The organism is Streptomyces coryli (assembly GCF_011044975.1).
GTDB classification, from domain to species: Bacteria; Actinomycetota; Actinomycetes; order Streptomycetales; family Streptomycetaceae; genus Streptomyces; species Streptomyces coryli.
In genome coordinates, this window is record NZ_JAAKZV010000042.1 from 19,234 (window position 1) to 42,928 (window position 23,695).

Here is a 23,695-nt window from a genome sequence, read left to right on the forward strand (position 1 = left end):
CATCTAAAACCCGGTCTAGAATAGATGTCAAGTGACATCCAATCGAGAGGTGGCCGGGCTCATGGGACGCGTATCGCAGGCGCAGGCGGAGGAGAACCGCCGACGGGTGGTGGAGACCGCGTCGCGGCTGTTCCGCGAGCAGGGCACCCACGTCAGCGTCGCCGACCTGATGAAGGCGGCCGGGCTGACCCACGGCGGCTTCTACAAGCAGTTCCCCTCCAAGGAAGCGCTCGTCGACGAGGCCACCACCCACGCCTTCGACGAGCTCACCCGGCTCCATCAGGACGGGCTCGAACGGCACGCCGGACGGCGCGACACCGCCCAGCGGGCGCTGATCGACGCCTACCTCTCCACCGAGCACCGCGACAGCGTGGCGGACGGGTGCCCCGTCGCCGCGCTCGCCACCGACATGGCGCGCGACGGCGGAGACCGCGCGGCCCGCCGCGTATACACCGAGGGGGTGGGCGACTTCGCCGAGCTGCTCGCCACCGACGACGAGGACGGCATCACGCGGCTGTGCACCATGCTCGGCGCCCTGGTCCTGTCCCGCGCCACCAAGGGCTCCCCGCTCTCCGAGGAGATCCTCACCGCCGCGCACGCGGCGCTGACCGCACAGAAAGCCGGCTGACATGAAGGCATTCGTCGTCGACTCGTACGGCAAGGACGGCCTGCACGCCGCCGACGTACCCGAACCCGCGGTCGGGGCCGGGGACGTCCTGGTCCGGGTACGGGCGGCCGGCATCAACCCGCTGGACAAGATGGTCCGCGACGGCGAGTTCAAGCAGCTGCTGAAGTACCGCACCCCGTTCGTGCTCGGCCACGACGTCGCCGGCGTCGTGACCCGAGTCGGCGCCGATGTCCGGGACTTCAAGGCAGGTGACGAGGTCTACGCCCGCCCCCGCGATCTGCGCATCGGCACCTTCGCCGAGTACATCGCCATCGACCGGGCCGACGTCGCCCTCAAGCCGAGCTCACTCACCATGGAAGAAGCCGCCGCCGTCCCGCTGGTCGCGCTCGCCGCCTGGCAGGCACTGGTCGATGTCGCGCAGATCAAGCCCGGCCGGCAGGTCCTCGTCCACGCCGGCGCGGGCGGCCTGGGCTCGACCGTGATCCAGCTCGCCAAGCACCTCGGCGCCTCGGTCACCACCACCGTGAACGGCAAGGACGCGGACAAGGCCCGCACCCTCGGCGCGGACCACGTCATCGACTACACGACGACCGACTTCGCCGAGCAGCCCGCCGCGTACGACCTTGTGCTCGACTCCCTCGGCGGCGAGAACCTGACGAAGTCCCTGACGGTCCTCAAGCCGGGCGGCCTGGCGATCAGCGTCGTCGGCCCGCCGGACCCCGCCTTCGCCGCGCAGGTCGGCAAGCCGCTGCTGAAGCCGGTCATGGGACTGCTGAGCCGCAAGGTCCGGGCGCGGGCCAGGAAGCTCGGGGTCCGCTACGCGTTCTTCTTCATGCGCGCCGACGGCGCTCAACTGAAGGCGCTCGCCGCGCTGTACGACGCGGGGACCCTGGTCCCGGTACTCGACCGCACCTTCCCCTTCGACGAGACCCTCGACGCCATGGCGTACGTCGAGAACGGCCGCGCCAAGGGCAAGATCGTCGTCACCCTCCCCACCAGCTGACGGTCTCTACGCGCTCCGGTACGCCCGCAGAAAGGTGTGCACGCCCGCGACGATGAGCGGCCGGACGCGGGCGTCCTCCGCGGCGTTCGCGGAGCCGAGCCGGTCCAGCGCGACGCCGAAGGTCAGCGCGATGAACTGGTCGGCCGCGAGCCGGGGGTCGGGCACCTCGAGCAGCCCGGCCGCGGCAAAGGCGGCGAACCGCTCGGCGAGCGCCTCGTCGGGGGCGTCGGCCATCGAGCTGTAGCCCTGCCGCTGCAGCCGGCCGGACTCCGCCCGGACCAGCCGCTGCAGCGTCGCGTACTCCGCCGAGCCGAGCATGTCGGTCGCGATCCGCATCGCGAACGTGACCAGGGCGTCCTCGAGACCCGCGGCCCGGGTGCGGTCGGTCAGGGTGTCGTCGAGGGTGCGCCGGATCGTGGTGATCAGCGACTGGCCGACGTCGTCGACGACCGCTTTGAGCAGCGTCCGCTTGTCGCCGAAGTAGTCGTAGACGGTCCGCTTGGACACCCCGGCCTTGGCGGCGACCGCGTCGACGCTGGTCCGGTCGAAGCCGTCGGCGAGAAACAGGTCCCGGGCCGCGGAGAGGATGGCGGCCCGTTTCCGCGTGGACCCCTCGCGCAGTGTCTTCGTGGCCGGCATGGTCACATCGTAACCGAACTACACTGCACGGTGTAGTGTAATCTGGAAGTCATGACGTCACTGGAGAAGGAGGCTCCGCGGGCGCTGCTCGCGGGGGCTTCGCGCCGGTGGATACGTCTGCTGCCGTGGGGCCTGGCCTTCGTGCTGTGCGTCGCGCTGCTGCCCACCACCATCCAGGTGCTCAGCGTCGATTACGGCCTGAACGGCGGCCTCGCGAGCGCCCTGGCGGTGGCGCAGGCGGCGCCGCTGCTGCTCGCCGTCGTCCGCCCGCTGCAGGCCTGGTACGTGATCTTCGCCGCGGATGTGGCCGGGGCGCTGGCCCTGCTCACCGTCGATCTGGCGGCACCTCAGGTGTGGCCGTTCCCGCCGATGGAGATCGTCGGGTACGTCGGCCTCTGCCTCGCCCTCGGTCTGCGCGAGCCGCGCCGGCGGCTGGTGCTGGTGTGGCTGGCGACGGCGGGCGCGGGCGTCGGCCTGGAGTTCGTCGCGCCCGACGGCACGCGGGGCAACGGCACGCTGCTCACCATCCTCAGCGGCGTCGCCCTCGTGCTGGCGGCCGCGCTCCGCGAGCGCTACGAGGCGCAGCGCAGGCTGGCCGAGCAGGAAACGATCAGCGAGGCCGAGCGCGGCCGGCGGACGCTGCTGGAGGAGCGCGCCCGTATCGCGCGCGAGCTGCACGACGTGGTGGCGCACCACATGTCCGTCATCACGGTGCAGGCGGACACCGCCGCGTACCGCCACGACCTCGGCGGCCTGCCGCCGGACGTGCGGGCGGAGTTCACCTCGATCGCGGCGACCGCGCGCGAGTCGCTCGGCGAGATGCGGCGGCTCCTCGGCGTCCTGCGCAACGAGGAGACGCGCGGCGAGCTCGCGCCCCAGCCGGGCCTGCCGCAGATCGCGCAGCTGGTGGAGGCGACCGCGAGGGCCGGCGGGTCCGTGGAGTTCACCCCCTGCGACGCCGACGTGCCCGAGGCGGTGGGCCTCTCCGCGTACCGCATCGTCCAGGAGGCGCTCGCGAACGTCGTCCGGCACGCGCCGGGCGCCCCGACCCACGTGTCAGTGGCGGCGGACGGCGAGCGGCTCACCGTCCGCGTCGTCAACGGGCCGCCACCGAAGCCGCCCGCCGCGCCGCTCGAGGAGCGCGGCACCGGGCACGGCCTGGTCGGCATGCGCGAGCGGGTGCGGCTGGTGGGCGGCGAGCTGGACACCGGGCCGCTGCCGGACGGCGGCTTCCGGGTGGCGGCGCGGCTGCCGGTGACAGCGAACGACAACGAGGGGACGCCATGACGATCCGGGTGATCATCGTCGACGACCAGGCCATGGTGCGGGCCGGCTTCGCCGCGCTGCTGGCCGCGCAGAGCGACATCGACGTGGTGGGCGAGGCCCCCGACGGCGTGCGGGGCGTCGAGCTGAGCCGGCGGACGCATCCCGACATCGTGCTGATGGACGTCCGTATGCCGGAGATGGACGGCCTGGAGGCCGCGCGCCGCCTGCTTACGCCACCGGCGGGCGTGACGCACCGGCCGCGGGTCCTGATGCTCACCACCTTCGACGTCGACGACTACGTCTACGAGGCGCTGCGGGCGGGCGCCAGCGGCTTCCTGCTCAAGGACGCGCCCCCGGACGATCTCATCGCGGCGGTCCGCGTCGTGGCCTCGGGCGACGCGCTGCTCGCCCCCTCGGTGACCCGCCGCCTCATCGCGGACTTCGCCCGGCAGACCCCGGCCGCCCGGGGCAAGCCCACGCTGCGGCTCAAGGCCCTGACGCAGCGCGAGACCGAGGTCCTCACCCTGGTGGCCCGCGGCCGGTCCAATACGGAGATCGCGGAGAGCCTGGTGCTGGCCGAGCAGACAGTGAAAACGCACGTCAGCCGCGTCCTCACCAAGCTCGGCCTGCGCGACCGCGCCCAGGCGGTGGTCTTCGCGTACGAGTCGGGGCTGGTGGCCGCGGGCGAGTAGGGGTGGGGCCTGCCCCTCCTCCGCCCCCTACCCCGGTAGCACGTCCACATCGGCTCCCCCGTATGACGACTGGCGTACAGCCGTCCTCGCACACTCCATCCCATCAGCAGGAGAGATCGCGAAAGGGCGGATCATGAGGCTACGCAGCGGCAGGCGACAGAAGGCGGACCAGGGGCCGGAGGTCGTGGGTGACCCCGGTTTCGCCGTCGAGCTGCGGGGTGTCCGGCGGCAGTACGGGCGGGGCGCGGGCGTCGTGCACGCCTTGGCGGGTGTTGACCTGGCGCTGCCGCGAGGCACCTTTACGGCCGTGATGGGTCCTTCGGGGTCGGGCAAGTCCACGTTCCTGCAGTGCGCGGCCGGGCTGGACCGGCCGACTGCCGGGTCGGTGCGGCTGGGTGGCACGGAGATCACCGGGATGAGCGAGAACGAGCTCACTGAACTCCGGCGCAGCCGACTCGGGTTCGTCTTCCAGGCTTTCAATCTGCTGCCGTCGCTGACAGTTGAGCAGAATGTGCTGCTGCCGATGCGGCTGGCCGGGCAACGGCAGGACCACCGCCGGGCGGCGGAGGTGCTGGGCCGGGTCGGGCTCGCCGACAAGGCGCGGCGGCGTCCCGGCGAGCTGTCCGGTGGTCAGCAGCAGCGCGTCGCCATTGCCCGCGCGCTGGTGACCAGCCCCGATGTGGTCTTCGCCGACGAGCCGACGGGTGCCCTCGACACCGGCACCGCCGCCGAGGTCCTCGGCCTGCTGCGGCACGCCGTCGACCAGCTCGGCGCCACCGTGGTGATGGTGACGCACGACCCGGCCGCCGCGGCCTGGGCGGACCGCGTGCTCTTTCTCGCCGACGGCACCTTCGCCGGCGGTCTGGAGCGCGGCTCCGCGGAGCGGATCGCGGCCCGGATGACGGCACTGACCGCCCGTAACACGCACGCCATGGCAGGGGTGGCGGCATGAAGCTCAAGCCCAATGGACTCGCCCGCGCGGCGGTCCGCTTCAAGCCCGCGTCCTTCGCGGGGACCTTCATCGCGCTGATGATGTCCGCGCTGATCGTCACGGCCTGCGGCATTCTCCTCGAGACCGGCCTGCGCGCCTCGGTGCCCGCGGAGCGGTACGCCAAGGCGCCGGTCGTCGCGGCGGCCGACCAGTACAAGTACGTCGTCACGGGCAGCGGCGAGGACCGCGAGAAGGAAGCGGTGCCGCTGCCGGACACCGCCCGGGTCGACGCCGGGCTGGCCGCGAAGGCCGCCCAGGCGCCGGGCGCGAAGGCGGCGGTGGCCGACTTCACCTTCCCGGTACGGACCGGGGACGGCTCGCTCACCGCGCACGGCTGGGGCTCGCACGCCTTCACCGGCAGCGCGCTGACCAACGGCTCCGCGCCGGGCGCGGGCGAGGTCGTGCTCGACGCCGACGCGGCGCGCTCCGCGAAGGCGGCAGTCGGCGACACCGTCGCACTGCAAACCGCCGCCGGGCAGCGGGACTTCCGCGTCGCGGGCATCGCCAAGGCCGGACCCGGGGACACCGCCCGGGATGCCGGCCCCACCGCCTGGTTCGCCGACGCCCAGGCCCCCGCCCTCGCCGGACACCCCGGCAAGGCGGACGCCATCGCCGTGCTGCCCAAGGACGGCACGAAGACCGACGCCCTTTCCGACTCCGTGCAGAAGGCCCTGTCCGGCTCCGGCGCCCAGGTGCACACCGGCACCGACCGCGGCGCCGTCGAGGACCCAGGTCTCGCCTACGCCAAGGACACGCTCTTCGGGATCGGCGGCCCCTTCGGCGGCATCGCCGCCATCGTGGCGGTCTTCACCGCGGCCGGCACCGTGGCCCTGTCGGTATCCCAACGGGCCCGCGAATACGCGCTGCTGCGCGCCATCGGCGCCACCCCGCGGCAGATCCGCCGCGCCGTCGCCTCCGAAGCCCTGCTCGTCGCGCCGCTCGCCGGCATCCTCGGCACCCTGCCCGGCATCGGGCTCGCGCACTGGTGGTTCGGGCAGCTGCAGGACCGCGGCGCCATCCCCGACGCCGTCCAGGTGCACGTCTCAGGTATCCCCCTGCTCATCGCCGTCGGTGCCGGACTGCTCACCGCGCTCGGTGCCGGCTGGATCGCCGGACGGCGGCCCGCGAAGATCAAGCCCGGGCAGGCGCTGTCGGAAGCGTCGGTGGAGCGGCTGCGGCCGGGCATCATCCGTACCGGACTCGGCCTGCTGGCCCTCGTCGGCGGCGCGACGCTCACCGGCGTCGCGGCCGGCTCGACCGGTGACAATGCCGCCGGTGCCGCCCTCGGCGTCGTCATGTGCTTCATGCTCGCCGTCGGGCTGCTCGGTCCGCTGGTGGCCAGGCTGTGCGCGGGCCTCTTCGGCCTGCCGCTGCGCGGCGCGGGGCCTGCCGCCTCACTCGCGGCGGCCAACTCCCGTACCAACGCCCGCCGTCTCGCCTCCGCGATCACCCCGATCGTCCTCGCGACCGCCTTCGCCTCGACGTTGGTCTTCATGAATACGAGCGAGCGCCACGTCGCCGACAAGCAGCTGCGGGCGGGCATCACCGCGGACCATGTCATCACCGACCCGGCCGGGGACGCGGCGGAGCGCGCCGCCCGGGCACCGGGTGTGGACACGGCCGTCGGCGTGCTGAATGCGCAGGTGCTCGTGCCGACCGGCTCCGGCGAGTTCAAGGCGCTGCAGGGCGCGGCGGCCCAGGGGGTCAGCGGCTCGGCCGCCGAGCTCGCCGAGGTGCAGGACCTGGACGTGACGGAAGGCAGCCTGGACCGGCTCGGCAGCGGCCGTATCGCCGTCGACAAGACGCTGGCGGCCTCGGCGGACGTCGGCGTCGGTGACCGGATGCCGCTCTACCTCCCCGACGGCACCAAGGAGAGCCCCGAGGTCGTCGCGGTCTACGGCCGCGGGCTCGGCCTCGGCACGGTGACCATGGACCGCGCGTCGCTGGCCGGGCACGTCACCTCGGAATTCGACAGCACGCTGCTGGTGAGCGGCGGCTCGGACAAGTCGCTGGCCGCCCTCGGCCAGGTCACCGACGCCTCCGGCTACGCCACCGAGCAGAGCCTCGACGCCAAGACCGGCGCGTGGATGAACAACACCATGGCCGCGGTCCTCGGCGGCTTCGCCGCCGTCGCCGCGCTCAACACCCTGGTGATGACCGTCCTCGACCGCCGCCGCGAGCTGGGCACGCTGCGCCTCGTCGGCTCCACCCGGCGCCAGGTCATGCAAATGCTCCGCTGGGAAGGCCTGCTGGTCTCCGCCGCGGGCGTCATCCTCGGCACCGCGATCGCCGCCGCCACGCTCATCCCGATGATGCACGGCATGACCGGCGAGGCGCCGTACGTGCCCCCGCTGCTCTACGGCTCCTTCGCGGCCGCCGCCGGCGGGCTGACGCTGCTGGCGATCACGCTGCCGGCGCGCGGAGCGCTGCGCCGCTGGTCCTAGCGCACCGGTACGGGGCGGCGAGTCCGGCATCGCGCCGGCCCCCGCCCCGTACGACCCCCAACTCGCCCGGAAACGACGGAAGGACGTCCATGACCACCACCCTGGCTCCCCCGGCCCGTATCGGGAGAGCCGCTGTCGGGGCCCTCGGCCTGCTGGCGGTCGCCACCGGTGCCCTGGAGTCGGTGGTGACGCCGACGCTGCCGCTCCTGCAGCGCGAGCTGGACCTGAGTCCGGCCGAAGGGGCGCTGCTCAGCATCGTGCTCCTCATCACCGGGGCGCTCATCACGCCGGTCGCGGGCAAGTTCGGCGACCGCTACGGCGGGAAGCGGGTCCTGATCCGGCTGATGGCGGTGGTCTCGGCCGGCGGACTGGTGTCCGCCCTGGCGCCGAATCTGCCGGTGCTGCTGCTCGGCCAGGTGCTGCAAGGGGCGATGGTGGGCGCGCTGCCCCTGTCGTTCATCCTGGTGCGCAAGCACCTCCCCGCGGGCGATTCCAAAGTGGCCATCGGGGTGGTCAGCGGTCTGTTCGTGGGCGGCGGGATGGCGGGCACGCTCGCGGCCGGGCCGGTGGCGGAAGGGCTGTCCCGGCACTGGATGTTCGCGCTGCCGACGATCGCGGTCATCGGCTCCACCCTGCTGGTGAACCGGCTGATGCCGGACGATCCGCCGGGCCGGGCGGACGGTTCCGGGATCGACTGGCCCGGGCTGGTGCTGCTGAGCGGGACGCTGGTCACGCTCATGCTGGTGCTCGCGCTGGCGCCCGACATCGCCTCGCAGCCGCTCGTGCTCGGTGGCCTCGTGGTGGTGCTGGCCGCCTTCGTGACCGGATGGATAGCCGTCGAGCGGCGGGCGGCCGCGCCGATGGTCGATCTGCGCATGCTGGCACGGCCGGCGATCTGGAAGGCGTGCGTGCTGACCTTCGTGATCTGCGTCGGTACGTCGATGGCGGTCTATCTCGTCCCGCAGCTGTTCGCGGTGCCCACCGGCGCGTACGGCTTCGGGGCCGGTGCCACCGAGATCGGCTTCTTCCTGCTGCCCGGCGCCGTGGCCGCGTCGCTGGCCGGGCCGATCGGGGGGCTCGGGGCGCGGCGCTTCGGCTCGCGCGCCGTGGTCACCGCCGGGGTCCTCATGATGGCCGGCGCCCTGCTCGTACTGGCGGCAGTGCACTCCGAGGTCTGGCACCTGATCGTCGGCAAGGCGCTGATCGCGCTGGCCAACGGCCTGTGCGTCACGGCGATGATGACCAGCACCGCCACCTCCGTAGACCAAGGCGACACCGGCATCGCCACCAGCCTGGTCCTGGTCACGCGCGTGGTCGGCTACGCCGTGGGCGCGCAGGCCGGTGGCGCGCTCCTCACCGCCGGGACCCCCTCCGGGTCGGATGTCCCGGCCCCATCGGCCTTCGTCACCGGCTTTATCGTCGCCGGCGCCGTCACGGCGCTGTCCCTGCTGGTCACGCGCACCATGAGCAAAGGAGTCAAGGAATGAACCGCACCACGCCGCGGCGCACGGTCCTGATATCCGGGGCCGGCGTCGCCGGGCCGGCCCTCGCGTACTGGCTGAACCGCCACGGATTCGCCGTCACGGTGGTCGAGAAGACGGCCGCCTTGCGCAGCGGTGGTTACCCCATCGACGTGCGCGGCACCGCGCTCGAGGTCATCCGGCGGATGGGAATCCTGCCGCGGCTGCGGGACGCGCACATCGACTCGCGCCGCCTGACCTTCCTCGACGGGGACGGCAGCGAGATCGCCGCGCTCAACCCGCACACCGTGGCCGGCAGTGTCGCGGGACAGGATCTCGAGGTGCGACGCGGGGATCTGACCGACGCTCTGCACACGGCGGTCCGGGACGACGTGGAGTTCTTGTTCAACGACTCCATCGACACCCTCGATCAGTCCGGGCACGGGGCCGACGTCACCTTCCGCGGGGGCGGCCGGCGGACGTTCGACATCGTGATCGGCGCGGACGGGATGCACTCCCGCACCCGCGAGCTGCTGTTCGGCGCAGAAAAGCAGTTCCACCGGTACCTCGGCTACTGCTTCGCCGTGTTCACCATGCCCAACACCTTCGGGCTCTCCCACGAGGTCACGATGTGGAACACCCCCGGCAGGGCCGCGGCCCTCTACGCCGTCGGGGACAGCGACGACGTGCACGCCTTCCTGAACTTCGCCCGGCCGGCGCCGCCCCTCGACACCTTCCGGGACCCCGGCGCTCAACGGGACCTGGTCGCCAAGGTCTTCGCCGACGCGGGGTGGGAAGTCCCCGGCATGCTCGACGCGATGCACACGGCGGACGACCTGTTCTTCGACGCCGTCGGCCAGATCCGCATGCCGCGCTGGTCCAGCGGGAGGGTCGCGCTGGTGGGCGACGCCGCGTACGCGCCCTCGTTCCTCACCGGCCAGGGCACCAGCCTCGCGCTCGTCGGCGCCTACATGCTCGCCGGTGCGCTGGCCGACCACGACGGCGATCACACCGCGGCCTTCGCGGCCTACGAGCACACCACCCGCGAGTTCGTGACCATGAACCAGGACCTGGTCGGCGAGGGCGGCGCCGCCCTCTTCCCCACCACCGCCCGGGCCCTGGAACAGCGCAACGCCAGGCTGCGCGGCCTCAGCACCATGCCGCCCGCGGAAGGCAAACCGGCGCACTCCGCCCTCACCCTGCCCGACTTCACGTCAGGCCCCCGCCAGCGGTGACGTTCCTTCGTCCGGGCGTCCTCGCAAGGCGCCCGGGCCCGGCGCGCCGGATGATCACAGCTATGGGAAATGCGCTGGTGCTCCCCTTTGCCGAGATCACCGATGACATGCTGCCGCTGGTCGGCGGCAAGGGTCTCAATCTCGGGCTGATGACCCGGGCCGGGCTGCCGGTCCCGGACGGCGTCTGCGTCACCACCGAGGCCTACCGGCGGGTGGCGGAGAACGCCGGCCTCGGGCCCGTACTCGACGAGCTGGCGGCGGCCGGGCCCGACGATCTGGCGCCGCTTGCCGAGCGGGCCAGGGACCTCGTCCGTAAGGCCGAGGTGCCGGCGGACATCGCGGCCGCGGTCCGGGAGACGGCCGGGCACGGGCCGGTGGCGGTACGCTCCTCCGCCACCGCCGAGGACCTGCCCACCGCCAGCTTCGCCGGCCAGCAGGACACCTACCTCAACGTCCTCGGGCCCGACGCGGTGCTGCGGGCGGTGCGCGACTGCTGGGCGTCGCTGTGGACCGACCGGGCCGTGGCCTACCGCGCCGCGAACGGCATCGACCACGCCGCGGTGCGGCTGTGCGTCGTGGTGCAGCAGATGGTGCCGGCCGAGGTCGCCGGGGTGATGTTCACCGCGAACCCGGTCACCGGGCGCCGGCACGAGACCGTCATCGACGCCGCACCGGGACTCGGCGAATCGGTGGTCTCCGGCGCGGTCAACCCCGATCACTTCGTGGTGGACACCGCCACCGGCCGGATCACCGAGCGGCGGGTCGCCGACCGCACCACCCTGATCCGCGGCCTGCCCGAGGGCGGCACCGAGCAGATCGCCGCGGACGCGGGCGGCGGTGCCTGCCTCACCGACGAGCAGCTGGTGGCGCTGGCCGGACTCGGCGCCCGGGTGGAGGAGCACTACGGCGCGCCGCAGGACACCGAGTGGGCGATCGACGCGGACGGCGGCCTCTGGCTGACCCAGGCCCGGCCCATCACCACGCTCTACCCGGTCCCGGCGAGCGACCTGCCGGGCCTGCGGGTGTATCTCTCGGTCAACGTCGCGCAGGGCATGTACCGGCCGTTCACCCCTATGGGCATCGAGGCCTTCGGCTTCCTGACCCGCCAGGGCAGCGGCGCCGGCGCGACCCAGAACCTGGCCGGGGCCCTGCGCGCCCCCGGCCTCGCCGTCGCCGGCCGCCGGGTCTTCGTCGACGTCACCGGGGCGGTGCGCAGCGGCGTCGGCCGCCGCGTGCTGCCGCGGCTGCTCGACGTCGGCGAAGCCCGCTCCGCCACCGTCATCCGCGGCCTGCTCGACGACCCCAGGCTGCGCCCGCAGCCCGTCTCACCGCGGGCGATCCTGCGCGCGCTGGCCCAGTCGGCGGCCGGCGGCCACCGGGTGCCGCTGCAGATCGCGCAGACGATCGCCGACCCCGCCGCCGCGCTGCGCCGGGCCCAGCGCCTCCGCGACCAGCTCGGCCGGCTGCTGCCGCTGCCCGCGGACGCCACCGCGCAGACCCGCCTCGACCACGTCGAGCGGGTCCTCGGCCGCGAGACCTTCCCGATCGTCTACGCCACCGTGCCGGACTTCATCGCCGGTTACCTGATGCTGGGGCTGGCCCGGCTGCTGCTGCCCGACCCGGCCGACCGGGCCCGGCTGCAGAACGTGCTGCGCAGCCTGCCGCACAACCCCACCACCGAGATGGACCTCGCCCTCTGGCAGGCGGCGACCCGGATCAAGGCGGACCCGGAGGCCGCCCGGCTCCTCCGCGACACCCCCGCGGACAACCTCGCCCGCTCGCCCCTGCCGGCGACCGTCCAGGCCGAACTGAACGCGTTCCTCGCCGAGTACGGCCACCGCGCGGTCGCCGAGATCGACATCGGCATGCCCCGCTGGTCCGACGGCCCCGCCCACATCCTCGGCGTGCTCGCGAACTACCTGCGGCTGGACGACCCCGCCCTCGCCCCCGCCGCGCTCTTCGCGAAGGGCGCCGAGGAAGCGGACCGTACGATCGCCGAACTCGCCGCCGGGGCGGGCGGCGTGCGCGGCTCGGTGATCGGCTTCGCCCTCGGCCGCACCCGGCAGCTGGCCGGGCTGCGCGAGCTGCCGAAATTCAACCTGGTCCGGATCTTCGCCGGACTGCGCGTCCACCTGACCGCCGTCGGCGCCGAACTCACCGGCCGCGGGGTCCTGGACCGGCCCGACGACATCTACTTCACCACCCTCGCCGAAGCCCGCGACGGACTGCGCGGCACCGATCTGAAGCCGCTGGTGGCAGAGCGCCGCGCCGATTACGAGCGCGAGCTGGGGCGTCGGCACATCCCGCGCGTGCTCCTCTCGGACGGCACCGAGCCGGAGGCGGTGGGCCTGCCCGCGGGCCCGCCGTCCGCCGCGACCGCCCCCGGAACCCTCACCGGCACGCCCGCCTCGGCCGGTACGGTCACCGGCACGGCCCGCGTCATCCACGATCCGACGGGCGCCCACCTCAACCCGGGCGAGATCCTGGTCTGCCCCTCCACCGACCCCGGCTGGACCCCGCTGTTCCTCACCGCGGGCGGCCTGGTCATGGAGATGGGCGGCGCGATCTCGCACGGCGCGGTGGTGGCCCGCGAGTACGGCATCCCCGCGGTGGTGGGAGTCGCGGGCGCGACCGAGCGCATCGAGGACGGCGCCCGCATCTCGGTGGACGGCGCGGCGGGGACGGTCACGGCTGAGCCCGGCGACTGATCCGCATCCCTAATTCCGATAAAGTCGGGCACATTACGCAAACCGCCCGAAGGATTTCGGATCGAAAGGCTCCACCATGACCACCGCCACGGCCACCTGCGCCTGTGCCGACTGCGCCGGCGACGTCTGCGCCAACTGCACCTGTACGAACTGCGCCTGCGCCTCGTGCGCCCACAAGGCGACCGAACTGGCCACCTGCTCGTGCACCGACTGCGGCGGCGACCTGTGCGCCACCTGCACCTGCTCCTCCTGCTCGTGCCGGACCTGCCACCACTGACGCGCGAGCACAGCGTTCCGACGCACCTCGGCCCGCCCCGGGCAGTCCCGTATCCGGGCACCTGGAGCGGGCCGCGTCGCGCCTACGCGGACGGCGCCGTACCGCCGCCGGCGGACTCCGCCTCCCGCAGCAGCGCCGTCAGGTCCGCCCGCGCCCTGGCCACCCGGGAGCGCACGGTGCCCAGCGGGCAGCCGAGCACCGCGGCGGCCCGCTCGTACGGCAGCCCGGCCAGCTGCGTGAGGACGAAGGCCTCGCGGCGCGAGGCGTTCAGCGCCCGCAGCAGTTCCAGCAGCGCCACCCGCTCCTCGAAGCCGGGCAGTCCGCACGGCTGGGACCGCTCGGCGGCCGTCTGCCAGTCGCAGGCGGAGGCGATCCGCGGGCGCGCCGCCGTGTGCCGGTAGCGGTCCACCACCACCCGGCGGGCGATCGACAGCAGCCAGGTGCGGGCGCACGAGCGGCCCGCGAACCGCGGCAGCCCGGTGAGCGCCCGCAGATACGTCTCCTGGGTCAGGTCGTCGGCACCGTGCAGGTCGGCGCTGAGGTGGGCGACGAACCGCCACACATCGCGCTGGGTGGCGCGGACGAACCGGTCCACCGCCTCCGGGTCGCCGCTCCGGGCGGCCAGCGCCCAGGCGGTCACTTCGGTGTCGTTATGTCGTCTTGCCGATGGGCCGCGCGGGGCCTGGGTCAGGGCAGGAGTCATCGTGTCGTGTCCTTCGCACGCGGGCAGACCGCGCCGCAGCGGACGCGGGCCTGCCGGGGAAGCGGCGTCGCGGGCGCGCCGGGCCCGTAGGGGCGTCGACGGCATCGCGGGCCGCGAGTTGGTGGGGGCGGCGCGCGGACGAGCGCGCCGGACCGCGGCGCCGCCGCCGGGTGCCAGACCCGGGTGCGGCGCCGTACTGGCACTGCCGGCTCCCACGAAGTGCGGGCAAGCCGGGCCGCCGCCGGTCGCAGCGACGCGATAGGCGGTCGCCGGACAGCGGTCGGTGGTCAGTGCAGAGCGAAGAACGCGGCAGGCGGGCCGCGGCGGGAGACGACGTACTGCAGCAGCGGCTCGCGCGGCCGCGCCGGCGGCTCGGCGCCGACGGCCGGCGACGGCCGCGACGGAGCGGATACGACCCCGGCGAGCACCCGGCGGGCCAGCCGCAGCGGCACGAAGACGAAGGCGGCCAGCGCCCGGCCGGTGCGGTACGCCGCCGCCTCACCGCGCCACAGCCACAGCCCGCACACCAGGGCGGCGAGCGCGTGCGCCGCGACCATGCCGGGCGAACTGCCGTGCCCGGCATGGGCCATGGCGCCCTCGGCCGCGGCGTGCCCGGCGTGTGGGGGCAGCTGTCCGGCGGGCTCCGGCGGCGTCGCCAGCCACTGCGCCCCGGTGAACACCCCGTGCAGCGCCAGCTGCGCCACCACCGTGGCGCCGGTGACCGCGACCGCCCCGCGCTCGCGGCCGGTCAGCCACCACGCGGCGGCGGTGGTCGCCGCGAACGCGTACGCCACGCCCCACGCGGGCAGCGGACGCCCGGACATGAGCGCGTGGCCCAGACCCGTGGCCACTACACACACGGCCGCGAAGACCGCGGCGCGCGCGATGCGGAAGGCGGGCCCCGAGGTCATGGCGGTCATGGTGCCAGCCGGCTCCCGTTCCGACGAGGGTGGGTGATCGATGCCTCATGAACACTTCCCGCGCGTGTGCTCCGGCTCACCCGCAGATCCCGGGAACTCGCACGGCCCTTCGCCCGACTCCCTGAATGCCGCGGTCGCCGCGCCCGCGGCAGGTCCCTTCCGTCCCCGCCCCAGGAGAGCCGCCGATGTCCGTCGAACCACCGCCGCCCGCCGCGCCGGAGGCCCCGCCCGCCGCTGCCGCACCTCCGTCACCGGCCCGCCGGGCCACCTGGTCCGCGCTGCGCCCGCTGGTGCTCCGGCTGCACTTCTACGCCGGGCTGATCGTCGCTCCGTTCCTGCTCATTGCCGCCGTGACCGGGCTGCTGTACGCCGCGTCGTACCAGATCGAGAAGGTCGTCTACGACCACGAGCTGCGGGTGCCGGCCGGCGAGCGCGAGCTGCCGCTGGCCGTGCAGATCGCGGCCGCCCGCGAGGCGTATCCGGACGGCGAGGTCAGCGGGGTGCGCCCGGCCCCGGAGCCGGGCGACACCACCCGGGTGCTGCTCGCCGGCGCCCCGGGGGTGCCCGAGGACCGCAGCCTCGCGGTGTTCGTGAACCCGCACGACGGCGAGGTGCGCGGCGCGCTCGAGCAGTACGGCTCCACCGGCGCCCTGCCCGTACGCGCCTGGATCTCCGAGCTGCACCGCAGCCTGCACCTCGGCGAGACCGGCCGGCTCTACAGCGAGCTGGCCGCCAGCTGGCTGTGGGTGATCACCGGGGCCGGCCTGGTGCTCTGGCTGGCCCGCCGCCGGGGACGCGGGAAGCTGCGCTCCGCCACGCTGCCCGACCGCAGTGCCACCGGCCGGAAGCGCACCATGAGCCTGCACGCCTCGGTCGGCGTGTGGGCGGCGGCCGGCTTGTTCTTCCTGTCCGCGACGGGCCTGACCTGGTCCACGTACGCAGGTGAATCCGTAACGAAACTGCGCGAATCCCTCGGCCAGCTGACGCCGGAGGTCAACGCCGCCGTCGCCGGCGGCGCCCAGGCCCCCGCCGGCGACCACGCGGAACACGGCGGCCACGGCTCGCACGGCGCGAACGCGCAGCACGCGGTCGGCGCCGCCGAAGCGCTGCGCATCGCCCGCGCCCACGGCATCGGCGACCCGGCCGAGGTGACGCTGCCCGCGGACGCCTCCTCCGGCTACGTCGTCAAGGAGGTCCAGCGGGCCTGGCCGGTGAAGCAGGACGCCGTCACCATCCACCCGGAGTCCGGCAAGGTCACCAGCAGCCTGCCCTTCGCCGACTACCCGATGCTCGCAAAGCTCACCAACTGGGGCATCGCCCTGCACATGGGCATCCTCTTCGGCCTCGTCAACCAAATCGCCCTGGCGGCCCTGATGGTCGCCCTGATCCTGCTCATCGTCTGGGGCTATCGCATGTGGTGGCAGCGCGGCCGCGACACCGCCTTCGGCCGCCCGATGCCGCGCGGGGCGTGGCAGGCGGTGCCGTGGTACGTACTGGCACCGCTGGCGGGCGCGACCGCCATGCTCGGCTGGTATCTCCCGCTCCTCGGCATCCCGCTCCTCGCCTTCCTGGCCGCGGACGCCGCCTACGGGGTGTACGCCCGCCGGCGCCGCGACACCCGGGAGGCGGCGGCAGGGTGAGCTGACGGGTGTACCACTCGGCCGCGGCCGGCATCCCGAACTCCCCGACCCCGTCTCGCGCTCGCTCGTCCGCGGCACCGGAGCATCGTGTACGGCCGGGGCAGCCCGGTGCCCCCGCCCGCAACTCGACACCACCGGTGTGAAGGAACTCAGACCGAGCCGCCGGACCGCTGCCGCTTCGCCTTGGCGATTTCGGCGTTGAACTGCGCCCCGGTGAGCAGCGCGAAGTTGGACAGCCAGAGCCAGATCAGGAAGACGACGGCACCGGCCAGCGACCCGTAAAGGCGGCTGACGGTGTGGAAGGCGCCCAGATAGAGCGCGAAGCCGGCCGACACGGCCAGCCACAGCACGATGGCGAGCAGCCCGCCGGGCGCGGTGCGGCGCACGGTGCGTGCGGCGGGAGGCCCCGAGTGGAAGAGGATCAGGACGAGCAGCCCGGCCAGGACCAGCAGCAACGGCCAGCGCAACACACTCCATACCGCCGTGGCTTGATCGGCCAGCCCCAGCGCCTGCCCGAGCGAGCGGGCCAGCGGCCCGGAGACGATGAGGGCGAACGCCGTCGCGAGCAGCAGGGCCAGGAGAATCAGGGCGGTCCCCAGGATGCGGGGTGCCTTGCGCCAGGCGGGCCGGTTGTCGTGGATGCCGTACATGGCGTGCAGCGCCCGGCGGAACACCGCCAGATAGCTGCACGAGGACCACAGCGCGCTGACCACGCCCACGACGGTCAGCAGCCACGCCGCGGAGCGATGCCGGGTGATGGCTGTCAGGGTCCGTTCCAGCGCGTTCCCGGACTCGCCGGGAGCGACCTCGATGAGGTAGCCCGCGAGGCGGGACAGCCCGGCGGGGTCGGCCAGGCTGACGGCCGAGACGGTGACGAGCATGGCGGGCAGCAGGGCGAGCATCGCGTAATAGGTCAGCGCGGCGGCCCAGTCGGAGATGTCGTCATTCCACAGCGACAGCGGGGTGCGCCGCAGCGCCTGCCGGTACGAAGCCCACGGAGCCGTGCGCAGCCGGCCGAGCGGTTGCCATGTCCGCGGGTCGACGAGCTGCGATCGTGTCATGGCCGCTCTCCTTCCGCCGCCGGCTCCCGGGGCCCGGGTCGGGGGCGGGCCCCGGGAGCGGCCGCGCTGTGGATTGTCCTCTCGGTGCCGCCGCTACGCCCTGCCGCTGCCCGCGATCGCCGGCTCCGCTTTCGGCAGCGAGAACAGCTCGCGGTAGCCGGGCGGCAGTTGCGTGATCAGGCGGCGTACGAGCGTGGGCTCGGCCACGGTGGCGATGGCGCCGAGGACCGCGCCGGTATGCCGGCGTCCGGTCAGCGGATCACTGCGGGTGAGCATGGCCACCGCGGCGACGAAACCGTCCGGCGTCAGCGGCACGCTCGCGGGCGCGGTGCCCACCAGGACGGGCGTGCACTGGGCGGGCAGCAGATTGGCCAGGTCGGTGAGGTCGTCGCCGACCAGATGGGAGCCGAGCACCTCGAGGACCGCCTGGGTGGCCTGGGCGGCACTCGCGGGAGTGTCGTAACCGCCGCGGAAGTGCACCAGGTCGAGAAACTCCTCTACGCGCATGTCAGTTGACCTCCGGGTCGGGGTGGGGGGGCCGTTCGTTTCGAAGCCGCTCAGCGTCCGGGGCGGACGCGCAGCCGCGTGCGCAGCCGGTTCAGGATCCGGGCGAGCAGGCGCGAGACGTGCATCTGGGAGAGGCCGAGCTCTGCGCCGATCTCGCTCTGCGTCATCTCGGCACCGAACCGCATCGCGAGGATCCTCCGGTCCCGGGCCGGGAGTTCGGCGAGTACGGGCTGCAGCATCTGCCGCTCCTCGACCTTGACCAGGTCCTCGTCCTCGTAACCGAGCCGCTCGGTGAGCGCACTGTCGGGATCCTCGTCCGCAAGGCGGGAGTCCAGCGAGGCGGCGGTGTAGGCGTTCGCCGCGGCGAGGCCCTCGGCGACGGCCTGCGGAGTGCGGCCGAGGCGGACGGCGAGCTCATCCGTGCTCGGCGGCCGCCCGAGGTCCTGCTCGAGCTCCTCGGCGGCGGCGGCGAGCTCGCCGCGCAACTCCTGCAGCCGGCGCGGGACATGCACGTCCCAGGAGGTGTCGCGGAAGTGGCGCTTGATCTCGCCGTTGATGGTCGGCAGCGCGAAGGTGTTGAAGGCGAGGCCGCGGGCCACCTCGTAGCGGTTGATGGCCTTGATCAGGCCGATGGCGCCGACCTGGATGACGTCGTCGGCCGATTCGGTACGGGCGCGGAAGCGGCGGGCGGCGAAGCGCACCAGGGGCATGTTCAGTTCGACGAGGGTGTTGCGCACGTAGGAGTAGTCGGCGGTGCCTTCCTCCAGGCTTGCCAGGCGGGTGAAGAGCACCTGGGAGAGCGCGCGGGCGTCGTCGGTGGTGGCGGTGCCGGCGGTGGTCGGGGCGGGGTCCTGCCCCGCGGTATGTCGGTGGACCACCGGGTGGGTGTCGATGCCGCTCGGGGTGACCAGTTCGGTGATCGTCATCGTCTTCGTCCTTTCCGTTTGTGGCGTCCCGGACGATCAGACGCTCGGTGTGAACAGGCAGTTACCCCGCGCCTCCGGGGGCAATCAAAGTGCCCCCCGTTGAGCCATCACCGCAGGTGAGAGCAGCTGTCACAGTTGGTCCGATCGAGTGCCCGGCTGATCTTCCGAACACCACCCGGCAGATCACGGATGTATAACGGGCCGCCCTCCGGGTAACAGGGGGACACGACGCGCTCCCGGCCGGTCGAAGCCCTCCGGGGGCGCCTGATCGCAGGGGTGAGACGATGCACAGCGCACGAGCAGCCCGTACGGACACCGCGTCCTCCGAGCGAGATACGCCGGGGCAGCACCCCGCCCCGCCCCCCACGCCGAGCGCGGCACCCGCAGACCTGCGGGCGCTGCTGCAGTCCGAGCACCTCACGCCCGCCGACGCGCGCGCCGTATCCAAGCCGCTCTTCGTCCGCCTGAACGAGGTGGAGGAAGGCACCGCCGAGTACTCGTACGTCCGCAACACCCTGGTCGAGCTGAACCTGCCCCTGGTCCGCTACGCCGCCCGGCGCTACTTCTCGCGCCCGGAGCCGAGCGAGGACGTGATTCAGGTCGGCATCATCGGCCTGATCAAGGCGATCAACCGCTTCGATCCCGAACGCGGCGTCGAATTCCCCACGTTCGCGCTGCCCACCATCTTCGGCGAGATCAAACGCCACTTCCGCGACGGCTCATGGGCCGTACGCGTCCCGCGCGCCCTGCAGGAGCGCCGCCTGCTCCTCGCGTCCGCGACCAGCACCCTGGAACAGCGCCTCGGCCGCCGCCCGACCACCCCGGAACTCGCCGACCACCTCGACCTCACCCCCGACGAGGTGGCCGAGGGCCTACGCGCCGGCAACGGCTATACCGCCACCTCCCTCGACGCCCCCGGAGAACACGGCAGAACCGACGACACCCTGGCCGACCACCTCGGCCGCGAGGACCCCGACCTGGAAAAGGTCGAAAACCTGGTCGCCCTGCAACCGGCCCTCGACGAACTACCGGAACAGGACCGCCGAATCCTCTCCATGCATTACGGCCAGGAGATGACCCAGGCCGAAATCGGCGCGGAACTAGGCATCTCACAAACCCACGTATCCCGCGTACTGACCCGAATCCTCAACCGGCTCCGCCGACGGCTGAATGTCCCCGAACGCTGAGACGGCAGCCCACCCCATTGAGGGAACATGCTTCCGGCACCGCCGGGGCACGCGCCCCTCATGGGTTTCGTAGGCACTATCGAAGGAACCGTCGAACGCTGGACCTCACATTTCTGGACCGCGATGACGCGCCCGGACAAAGAATCCGTAGAAATCGTCGCGGTGCTGCGCCGGGAATGCGACGCACATCTCATGATCATCGGCCCCGGGCGGACGCTCGTACCGAATCACTTCACGGTGGAACTCCCCGAGGACTGCTTTCACGCCTTGACCCAGCAGCAAGCCGAAGTGGAACGCCACCTGGCCCTGCTCATCCGACGCCACGCGGCGGAACAGCACTACAGCTTCGCCGGCCCGGTAACGGTGAACCTGCAACCCACCCCGACTCCCGACACACGCCGCTACCGCGTCCTCAGCCGCATCCTGCCGGTCGGCCTGATGTGATCTCCGATGCATGGTTTCCGCGGCGACGGGTTAAACGCGGATCATGACAAAACAGCAGGAGCCGAACCCCCCACCCTCCAAGGCCGCACCCCCTGGCACCCACTCTCCTCCCCCAGCGGCAAACGGCCCGACGCGAACGGTGCGGGGAACGGCCGCAGTGAGCCCGGGCCGCATCGCGGGACGCGGCTAGCACGGGGCATTCCCGCACGGAGGCCGCACCGGAGCTGCACCGGCGCGGCCTCCGCTGCGCAGCGCTCACCTCGCGTCGCTCAACCCAGCGCATCCATCAGGGCGGTGACATAGTCGTCCAACCGCTCCTCAACAGCTCGCGCCGTAAGCTCCGCCCTCCCCGCTTCCCGCCATGGCTGCGCCACCAAGTGCACTTCTTCCGAAAACGCCAGCGCGTCCCGCACCTGCCAGTACAGCCGCTCACTCGCGACCGCGGCCAGCACCCCGCCGGCCTCCTCATACGCCGCAACGAACCGCAGACCCCACACCGGCCCGTGCAGCAGCGCGAGATTGGTGGAGCAGTGCGCCACATCGAGATCCGCCGGCCCCCAGGAGGCCCCGGCCCAGTCGACGACGCCGGTTACCCGGGGCGCCGCGTCGAACAGCACATTTCCGGGGTGGAAGTCCCGGTGCAGGAAGCGCCCTTCGTAGGCCGGCGCAGGCTTGCGGATCACGTCGATCGCCGCGGCCCATGCCACCGCGTCGGCGCGCTTCGGAACCACGACGGTGTCGGCGGTAGTCAAGGCCACATACTCCCGGGGCCGCTCGGCGGGCCGCACCGCGTGGATCGCCACGAGCTGACGGGCCAACAGCGGAACGCGCGCCTCCAGTCCCTCGTCACCAAGGACCGTCCGCCCCGGCACATGCGACATCAGGAGCGACGGATACTCGCAATGCGCGGCGGTCGGATCAACGGCGACCAGTGCAGGAGCCGGCACACCGGCGGCCCCCGGAAGCAGCGTCAGAGCGCCGGCCTCCCGGTCCAGCAAGTCCTCGGCGCGCTCCACGAAGAACGGGTCGACGTAGGTCCGTAGCACCAGGTCACGGGTACTTCCGTCCCGCGCACCGATGGTCAGCCGCCGCATTTCGGCAGTGACACCACCACGCAGCACCTGGAATCCGACGATCCGCTCCCCGACCTCCAGATGCCGCCTCACCCACTCCAGGGTCAACGGTCGGACAGCCGCCGCCTCATCGCGATTTACCACCAGGCCACCCCACCATCCGGACGACGGCCCGCGCAGAAGATCCATGGGATCACCGATTCATACGCCGCCGATATGTGGCGCCGGTGAGACTGCTGACGACAACAAGCTGGAAGCGGGGGTGGAAGGGTGCGCCTCGAAGGGTGGCACGGCTGGCTCGGCACGTTCACCGGGGTAGCGCTCCTCACGGTGACCGCGCTGCCGGTGGCAGCGCTCGCGGCCTGGGCTCTGACCCGCCGACGAAGACTCGCCGGCGCCCCGGCGCCGAGGGCACGGCGCATATCGCTCGCCGAGGTCGGCATCGTCTACGGGACGGTGCCGGTGGTCTGGTTGATCCTGCTGCCGGGCGACGAGGGTGGGGCGGTCGTAAATCTGGTGCCGCTACGGGACCTGCTCACGATGAACACGGGCCAGATCGTCGGCAATCTGCTGGTCTTCGCGGCGCTGGGCTCCCTCGCCCCACTGCGGTTCGCGGCGCTGGCATCGGTACGGCGAGTGCTGGCGCTCGGAGCCGGCTGCTCGATCCTGGTCGAATCAGCGCAGTACGCCCTCCACCTGGACCGAGTGTCGTCCGTAGACGACGTACTGCTCAACACCGCCGGCGCCGGCCTCGCCGCCCTGACGTCCCGCCACTGGTGGCGCGCCGCCAGCAGTCCGCTACCCGCGGCGTGCTGTCCGACCGCCACGCAGTGAGGCGAGGGCGCCCCGGGAGCTCGGCGCACCTTCATGACAGTGGCCCCGCTGCCCGGATATCGGCAGCGGGACCAATGCTGCATTCCTCAGCAGTCGGGGATGACGGTGCCGTTGTTGTCGCGCGCTTCGTCGTTGCCCCAGCGGGACAGGTAGTACGCCGATACGTACTGATTGGCCGGGCCCACATCCGGGTCGGTCTTCAGCCACCAGTGGTTGTAGTTGCCCGCACCGTCACGGATCTCGCGGCCCCACGCCTTGCAATAGACGTAGTTGGTGGCCTTGTAGAGCGTGCCGGTCTGCGACGTCGACGTCGGCGAGGCGAACACCGGCGCATCAGCGAAGGTATCCACCCAGTATTTGCCGTCGCCACCGCAGCCGTTGTCGCTGGTGATCGACCGCTGCCCGTACGAGCCCGGGTAGGGGGCGAGGGACTGGCCGTTGATGTGGATGGTCTGCCCGGCGCCGTTGTAGAGCTGCTCGTAGTGGATGTGCGCACCGGAGCTGTTGCCGGTGGAGCCCGTGTAGCCGATGGTCTGGCCCTGGCTCACCGATTGGCCGTGGCTGATCGCGAACGACGACAGGTGGAAGTAGTACGTCTTCCAGCCGCCGCCGTGGTCGATGACGACATAGTTGCCGGCGCCGTTCGCCTCGTAGTAGCGGTATGCGGTGCCGGCGGCGGAGGCCAGGTTCGGCTGGCCGGCGGTGCCTCCGCCGTTCTTGATGAAGTCCAGCGCCAGCCGGACCTCCTGCGAATGATGGCTGTACGTCCAGGACTGGCCGCACGGGAACGGCGCCTTGAAGTTCGGCGCCGCATGCGCCGAGGGTGCCGTGAGGAGCCCGGCGAGAAGGGCGGCAATGGTCGCCGTCACCGCCACCAAGGCATTGCGCAGATGACGCATGAGAACCTCCATGGGGATGTCAGCAGTCGGGGATGACGGTGCCGTTGTTGTCGCGCGCTTCGTCGTTGCCCCAGCGGGACAGGTAGTACGCCGATACGTACTGATTGGCCGGGCCCACATCCGGGTCGGTCTTCAGCCACCAGTGGTTGTAGTAGTGG

The 23,695-nt window shown here is 72.6% G+C and carries 22 protein-coding genes and 1 pseudogene; 13 read left to right on the forward strand and 10 right to left on the reverse strand.

The features are described from left to right. Positions 1 to 61 precede the first annotated feature (61 nt). Together G5C51_RS12635 and G5C51_RS12640 are read left to right on the forward strand one after the other, a co-directional pair. Complete coding sequence (locus G5C51_RS12635) at positions 62 to 628, forward strand: TetR/AcrR family transcriptional regulator (RefSeq protein ID WP_165236524.1); 567 nt, start codon at positions 62 to 64, stop codon at positions 626 to 628. A gap of 1 nt (position 629) precedes the next feature. Further along, entirely contained in the window at positions 630 to 1,631 is a 1,002-nt protein-coding gene (locus G5C51_RS12640; protein WP_165236526.1) for an NADP-dependent oxidoreductase, read from the forward strand. A gap of 6 nt (positions 1,632 to 1,637) precedes the next feature. Here G5C51_RS12640 and G5C51_RS12645 read toward each other — a convergent pair whose 3' ends face one another. Next, the gene (locus G5C51_RS12645) at positions 1,638 to 2,270 is read right to left on the reverse strand and encodes a TetR/AcrR family transcriptional regulator (RefSeq protein ID WP_165236528.1); all 633 of its coding nucleotides are present in this window, start codon (positions 2,268 to 2,270) and stop codon (positions 1,638 to 1,640) included. A 51-nt stretch (positions 2,271 to 2,321) separates the two neighbouring features. Between G5C51_RS12645 and G5C51_RS12650 the strand changes: the two genes are divergently transcribed. The 7 genes from G5C51_RS12650 (at position 2,322) to G5C51_RS12680 (ending at position 13,066) form a co-directional block, all read left to right on the forward strand. Next, on the forward strand, positions 2,322 to 3,557 hold the full coding sequence (locus tag G5C51_RS12650) for a sensor histidine kinase (RefSeq protein WP_165236530.1): 1,236 nt from the start codon (positions 2,322 to 2,324) through the stop codon (positions 3,555 to 3,557). Then, positions 3,554 to 4,228 (forward strand): response regulator, encoded by a 675-nt coding sequence (locus G5C51_RS12655; RefSeq protein ID WP_165236532.1) that lies wholly within the window; start codon positions 3,554 to 3,556, stop codon positions 4,226 to 4,228. Before G5C51_RS12650 ends, G5C51_RS12655 begins: the two co-directional genes overlap by 4 nt. A 133-nt stretch (positions 4,229 to 4,361) precedes the next feature. Continuing rightward, positions 4,362 to 5,180, forward strand: a complete 819-nt coding sequence (locus G5C51_RS12660; RefSeq protein WP_165236534.1) for an ABC transporter ATP-binding protein — start codon at positions 4,362 to 4,364, stop codon at positions 5,178 to 5,180. After that, positions 5,177 to 7,663, forward strand: a complete 2,487-nt coding sequence (locus G5C51_RS12665) for an ABC transporter permease (protein WP_165236536.1) — start codon at positions 5,177 to 5,179, stop codon at positions 7,661 to 7,663. The genes G5C51_RS12660 and G5C51_RS12665 overlap by 4 nt, the downstream gene beginning before the upstream one ends. Before the next feature lie 89 nt (positions 7,664 to 7,752). Further along, positions 7,753 to 9,150 carry an MFS transporter gene (locus G5C51_RS12670; RefSeq protein WP_165236538.1) on the forward strand — a complete coding sequence of 466 codons (1,398 nt, stop codon included), beginning with the start codon at positions 7,753 to 7,755 and terminating at the stop codon, positions 9,148 to 9,150. Beyond that, on the forward strand, positions 9,147 to 10,358 hold the full coding sequence (locus G5C51_RS12675; RefSeq protein WP_165236540.1) for an FAD-dependent monooxygenase: 1,212 nt from the start codon (positions 9,147 to 9,149) through the stop codon (positions 10,356 to 10,358). The genes G5C51_RS12670 and G5C51_RS12675 overlap by 4 nt, the downstream gene beginning before the upstream one ends. Positions 10,359 to 10,420: 62 nt before the next feature. Continuing rightward, positions 10,421 to 13,066 carry a PEP/pyruvate-binding domain-containing protein gene (locus G5C51_RS12680; RefSeq protein WP_206313755.1) on the forward strand — a complete coding sequence of 882 codons (2,646 nt, stop codon included), beginning with the start codon at positions 10,421 to 10,423 and terminating at the stop codon, positions 13,064 to 13,066. 33 nt (positions 13,067 to 13,099) lie between these two features. On the opposite strand, the gene G5C51_RS12685 is transcribed toward G5C51_RS12680, so the two are convergent. From G5C51_RS12685 to G5C51_RS12695, 3 genes are all read right to left on the reverse strand, one after another. Next, positions 13,100 to 13,354 carry a hypothetical protein gene (locus G5C51_RS12685; protein ID WP_165236544.1) on the reverse strand — a complete coding sequence of 85 codons (255 nt, stop codon included), beginning with the start codon at positions 13,352 to 13,354 and terminating at the stop codon, positions 13,100 to 13,102. Positions 13,355 to 13,425: 71 nt separating this feature from the next. Beyond that, positions 13,426 to 14,046 carry a sigma-70 family RNA polymerase sigma factor gene (locus G5C51_RS12690; protein ID WP_165236546.1) on the reverse strand — a complete coding sequence of 207 codons (621 nt, stop codon included), beginning with the start codon at positions 14,044 to 14,046 and terminating at the stop codon, positions 13,426 to 13,428. A gap of 287 nt (positions 14,047 to 14,333) precedes the next feature. Beyond that, the gene (locus tag G5C51_RS12695; protein WP_165236548.1) at positions 14,334 to 14,957 is read right to left on the reverse strand and encodes a hypothetical protein; all 624 of its coding nucleotides are present in this window, start codon (positions 14,955 to 14,957) and stop codon (positions 14,334 to 14,336) included. A gap of 194 nt (positions 14,958 to 15,151) precedes the next feature. Here G5C51_RS12695 and G5C51_RS12700 point away from each other — a divergent pair, with 194 nt between their 5' ends. After that, the gene (locus tag G5C51_RS12700; RefSeq protein ID WP_165236550.1) at positions 15,152 to 16,606 is read left to right on the forward strand and encodes a PepSY-associated TM helix domain-containing protein; all 1,455 of its coding nucleotides are present in this window, start codon (positions 15,152 to 15,154) and stop codon (positions 16,604 to 16,606) included. A 149-nt stretch (positions 16,607 to 16,755) separates the two neighbouring features. Here G5C51_RS12700 and G5C51_RS12705 read toward each other — a convergent pair whose 3' ends face one another. From G5C51_RS12705 to G5C51_RS12715, 3 genes are all read right to left on the reverse strand, one after another. Beyond that, a complete protein-coding gene (locus G5C51_RS12705; RefSeq protein ID WP_165236552.1) occupies positions 16,756 to 17,667 on the reverse strand; it encodes a YihY/virulence factor BrkB family protein in 912 nt (303 codons plus the stop codon). Between the two features lie 93 nt (positions 17,668 to 17,760). Next, complete coding sequence (locus G5C51_RS12710) at positions 17,761 to 18,174, reverse strand: DUF2267 domain-containing protein (protein WP_165236554.1); 414 nt, start codon at positions 18,172 to 18,174, stop codon at positions 17,761 to 17,763. A 50-nt stretch (positions 18,175 to 18,224) separates the two neighbouring features. Then, positions 18,225 to 19,100 carry a SigB/SigF/SigG family RNA polymerase sigma factor gene (locus G5C51_RS12715; protein ID WP_165236556.1) on the reverse strand — a complete coding sequence of 292 codons (876 nt, stop codon included), beginning with the start codon at positions 19,098 to 19,100 and terminating at the stop codon, positions 18,225 to 18,227. Positions 19,101 to 19,384: 284 nt separating this feature from the next. Between G5C51_RS12715 and G5C51_RS12720 the strand changes: the two genes are divergently transcribed. Continuing rightward, positions 19,385 to 20,287 carry a SigB/SigF/SigG family RNA polymerase sigma factor gene (locus G5C51_RS12720; protein ID WP_165236557.1) on the forward strand — a complete coding sequence of 301 codons (903 nt, stop codon included), beginning with the start codon at positions 19,385 to 19,387 and terminating at the stop codon, positions 20,285 to 20,287. Between the two features lie 60 nt (positions 20,288 to 20,347). Continuing rightward, complete coding sequence (locus G5C51_RS12725) at positions 20,348 to 20,731, forward strand: DUF3662 domain-containing protein (RefSeq protein WP_165236559.1); 384 nt, start codon at positions 20,348 to 20,350, stop codon at positions 20,729 to 20,731. Between the two features lie 269 nt (positions 20,732 to 21,000). On the opposite strand, the gene G5C51_RS12730 is transcribed toward G5C51_RS12725, so the two are convergent. Beyond that, positions 21,001 to 21,993 carry a phosphotransferase family protein gene (locus tag G5C51_RS12730; RefSeq protein ID WP_206313756.1) on the reverse strand — a complete coding sequence of 331 codons (993 nt, stop codon included), beginning with the start codon at positions 21,991 to 21,993 and terminating at the stop codon, positions 21,001 to 21,003. 81 nt (positions 21,994 to 22,074) lie between these two features. On the opposite strand from G5C51_RS12730, the gene G5C51_RS12735 reads away from it, so the two are divergent. Further along, positions 22,075 to 22,638 (forward strand): VanZ family protein, encoded by a 564-nt coding sequence (locus G5C51_RS12735; RefSeq protein WP_165236561.1) that lies wholly within the window; start codon positions 22,075 to 22,077, stop codon positions 22,636 to 22,638. An 86-nt stretch (positions 22,639 to 22,724) separates the two neighbouring features. Here the strand turns inward: G5C51_RS12735 and G5C51_RS12740 are convergent, their stop codons facing one another. Together G5C51_RS12740 and G5C51_RS42990 are read right to left on the reverse strand one after the other, a co-directional pair. Continuing rightward, on the reverse strand, positions 22,725 to 23,537 hold the full coding sequence (locus tag G5C51_RS12740; protein ID WP_165236563.1) for a M23 family metallopeptidase: 813 nt from the start codon (positions 23,535 to 23,537) through the stop codon (positions 22,725 to 22,727). 19 nt (positions 23,538 to 23,556) lie between these two features. Continuing rightward, positions 23,557 to 23,695: pseudogene (locus G5C51_RS42990) on the reverse strand (M23 family peptidase); the annotation flags it as partial.

Coding starts and splice junctions, on each gene's coding strand:
- G5C51_RS12635 (WP_165236524.1), top strand. CDS start 62: ATGGGACGCGTATCGCAGGCGCAGGCGGAGGAGAACCGCCGACGGGTG.
- G5C51_RS12640 (WP_165236526.1), top strand. CDS start 630: ATGAAGGCATTCGTCGTCGACTCGTACGGCAAGGACGGCCTGCACGCC.
- G5C51_RS12645 (WP_165236528.1), bottom strand. CDS start 2,270: ATGCCGGCCACGAAGACACTGCGCGAGGGGTCCACGCGGAAACGGGCC.
- G5C51_RS12650 (WP_165236530.1), top strand. CDS start 2,322: ATGACGTCACTGGAGAAGGAGGCTCCGCGGGCGCTGCTCGCGGGGGCT.
- G5C51_RS12655 (WP_165236532.1), top strand. CDS start 3,554: ATGACGATCCGGGTGATCATCGTCGACGACCAGGCCATGGTGCGGGCC.
- G5C51_RS12660 (WP_165236534.1), top strand. CDS start 4,362: ATGAGGCTACGCAGCGGCAGGCGACAGAAGGCGGACCAGGGGCCGGAG.
- G5C51_RS12665 (WP_165236536.1), top strand. CDS start 5,177: ATGAAGCTCAAGCCCAATGGACTCGCCCGCGCGGCGGTCCGCTTCAAG.
- G5C51_RS12670 (WP_165236538.1), top strand. CDS start 7,753: ATGACCACCACCCTGGCTCCCCCGGCCCGTATCGGGAGAGCCGCTGTC.
- G5C51_RS12675 (WP_165236540.1), top strand. CDS start 9,147: ATGAACCGCACCACGCCGCGGCGCACGGTCCTGATATCCGGGGCCGGC.
- G5C51_RS12680 (WP_206313755.1), top strand. CDS start 10,421: ATGGGAAATGCGCTGGTGCTCCCCTTTGCCGAGATCACCGATGACATG.
- G5C51_RS12690 (WP_165236546.1), bottom strand. CDS start 14,046: ATGACTCCTGCCCTGACCCAGGCCCCGCGCGGCCCATCGGCAAGACGA.
- G5C51_RS12695 (WP_165236548.1), bottom strand. CDS start 14,957: ATGACCTCGGGGCCCGCCTTCCGCATCGCGCGCGCCGCGGTCTTCGCG.
- G5C51_RS12700 (WP_165236550.1), top strand. CDS start 15,152: ATGTCCGTCGAACCACCGCCGCCCGCCGCGCCGGAGGCCCCGCCCGCC.
- G5C51_RS12705 (WP_165236552.1), bottom strand. CDS start 17,667: ATGACACGATCGCAGCTCGTCGACCCGCGGACATGGCAACCGCTCGGC.
- G5C51_RS12710 (WP_165236554.1), bottom strand. CDS start 18,174: ATGCGCGTAGAGGAGTTTCTCGACCTGGTGCACTTCCGCGGCGGTTAC.
- G5C51_RS12715 (WP_165236556.1), bottom strand. CDS start 19,100: ATGACGATCACCGAACTGGTCACCCCGAGCGGCATCGACACCCACCCG.
- G5C51_RS12720 (WP_165236557.1), top strand. CDS start 19,385: ATGCACAGCGCACGAGCAGCCCGTACGGACACCGCGTCCTCCGAGCGA.
- G5C51_RS12725 (WP_165236559.1), top strand. CDS start 20,348: ATGGGTTTCGTAGGCACTATCGAAGGAACCGTCGAACGCTGGACCTCA.
- G5C51_RS12730 (WP_206313756.1), bottom strand. CDS start 21,993: ATGGATCTTCTGCGCGGGCCGTCGTCCGGATGGTGGGGTGGCCTGGTG.
- G5C51_RS12740 (WP_165236563.1), bottom strand. CDS start 23,537: ATGCGTCATCTGCGCAATGCCTTGGTGGCGGTGACGGCGACCATTGCC.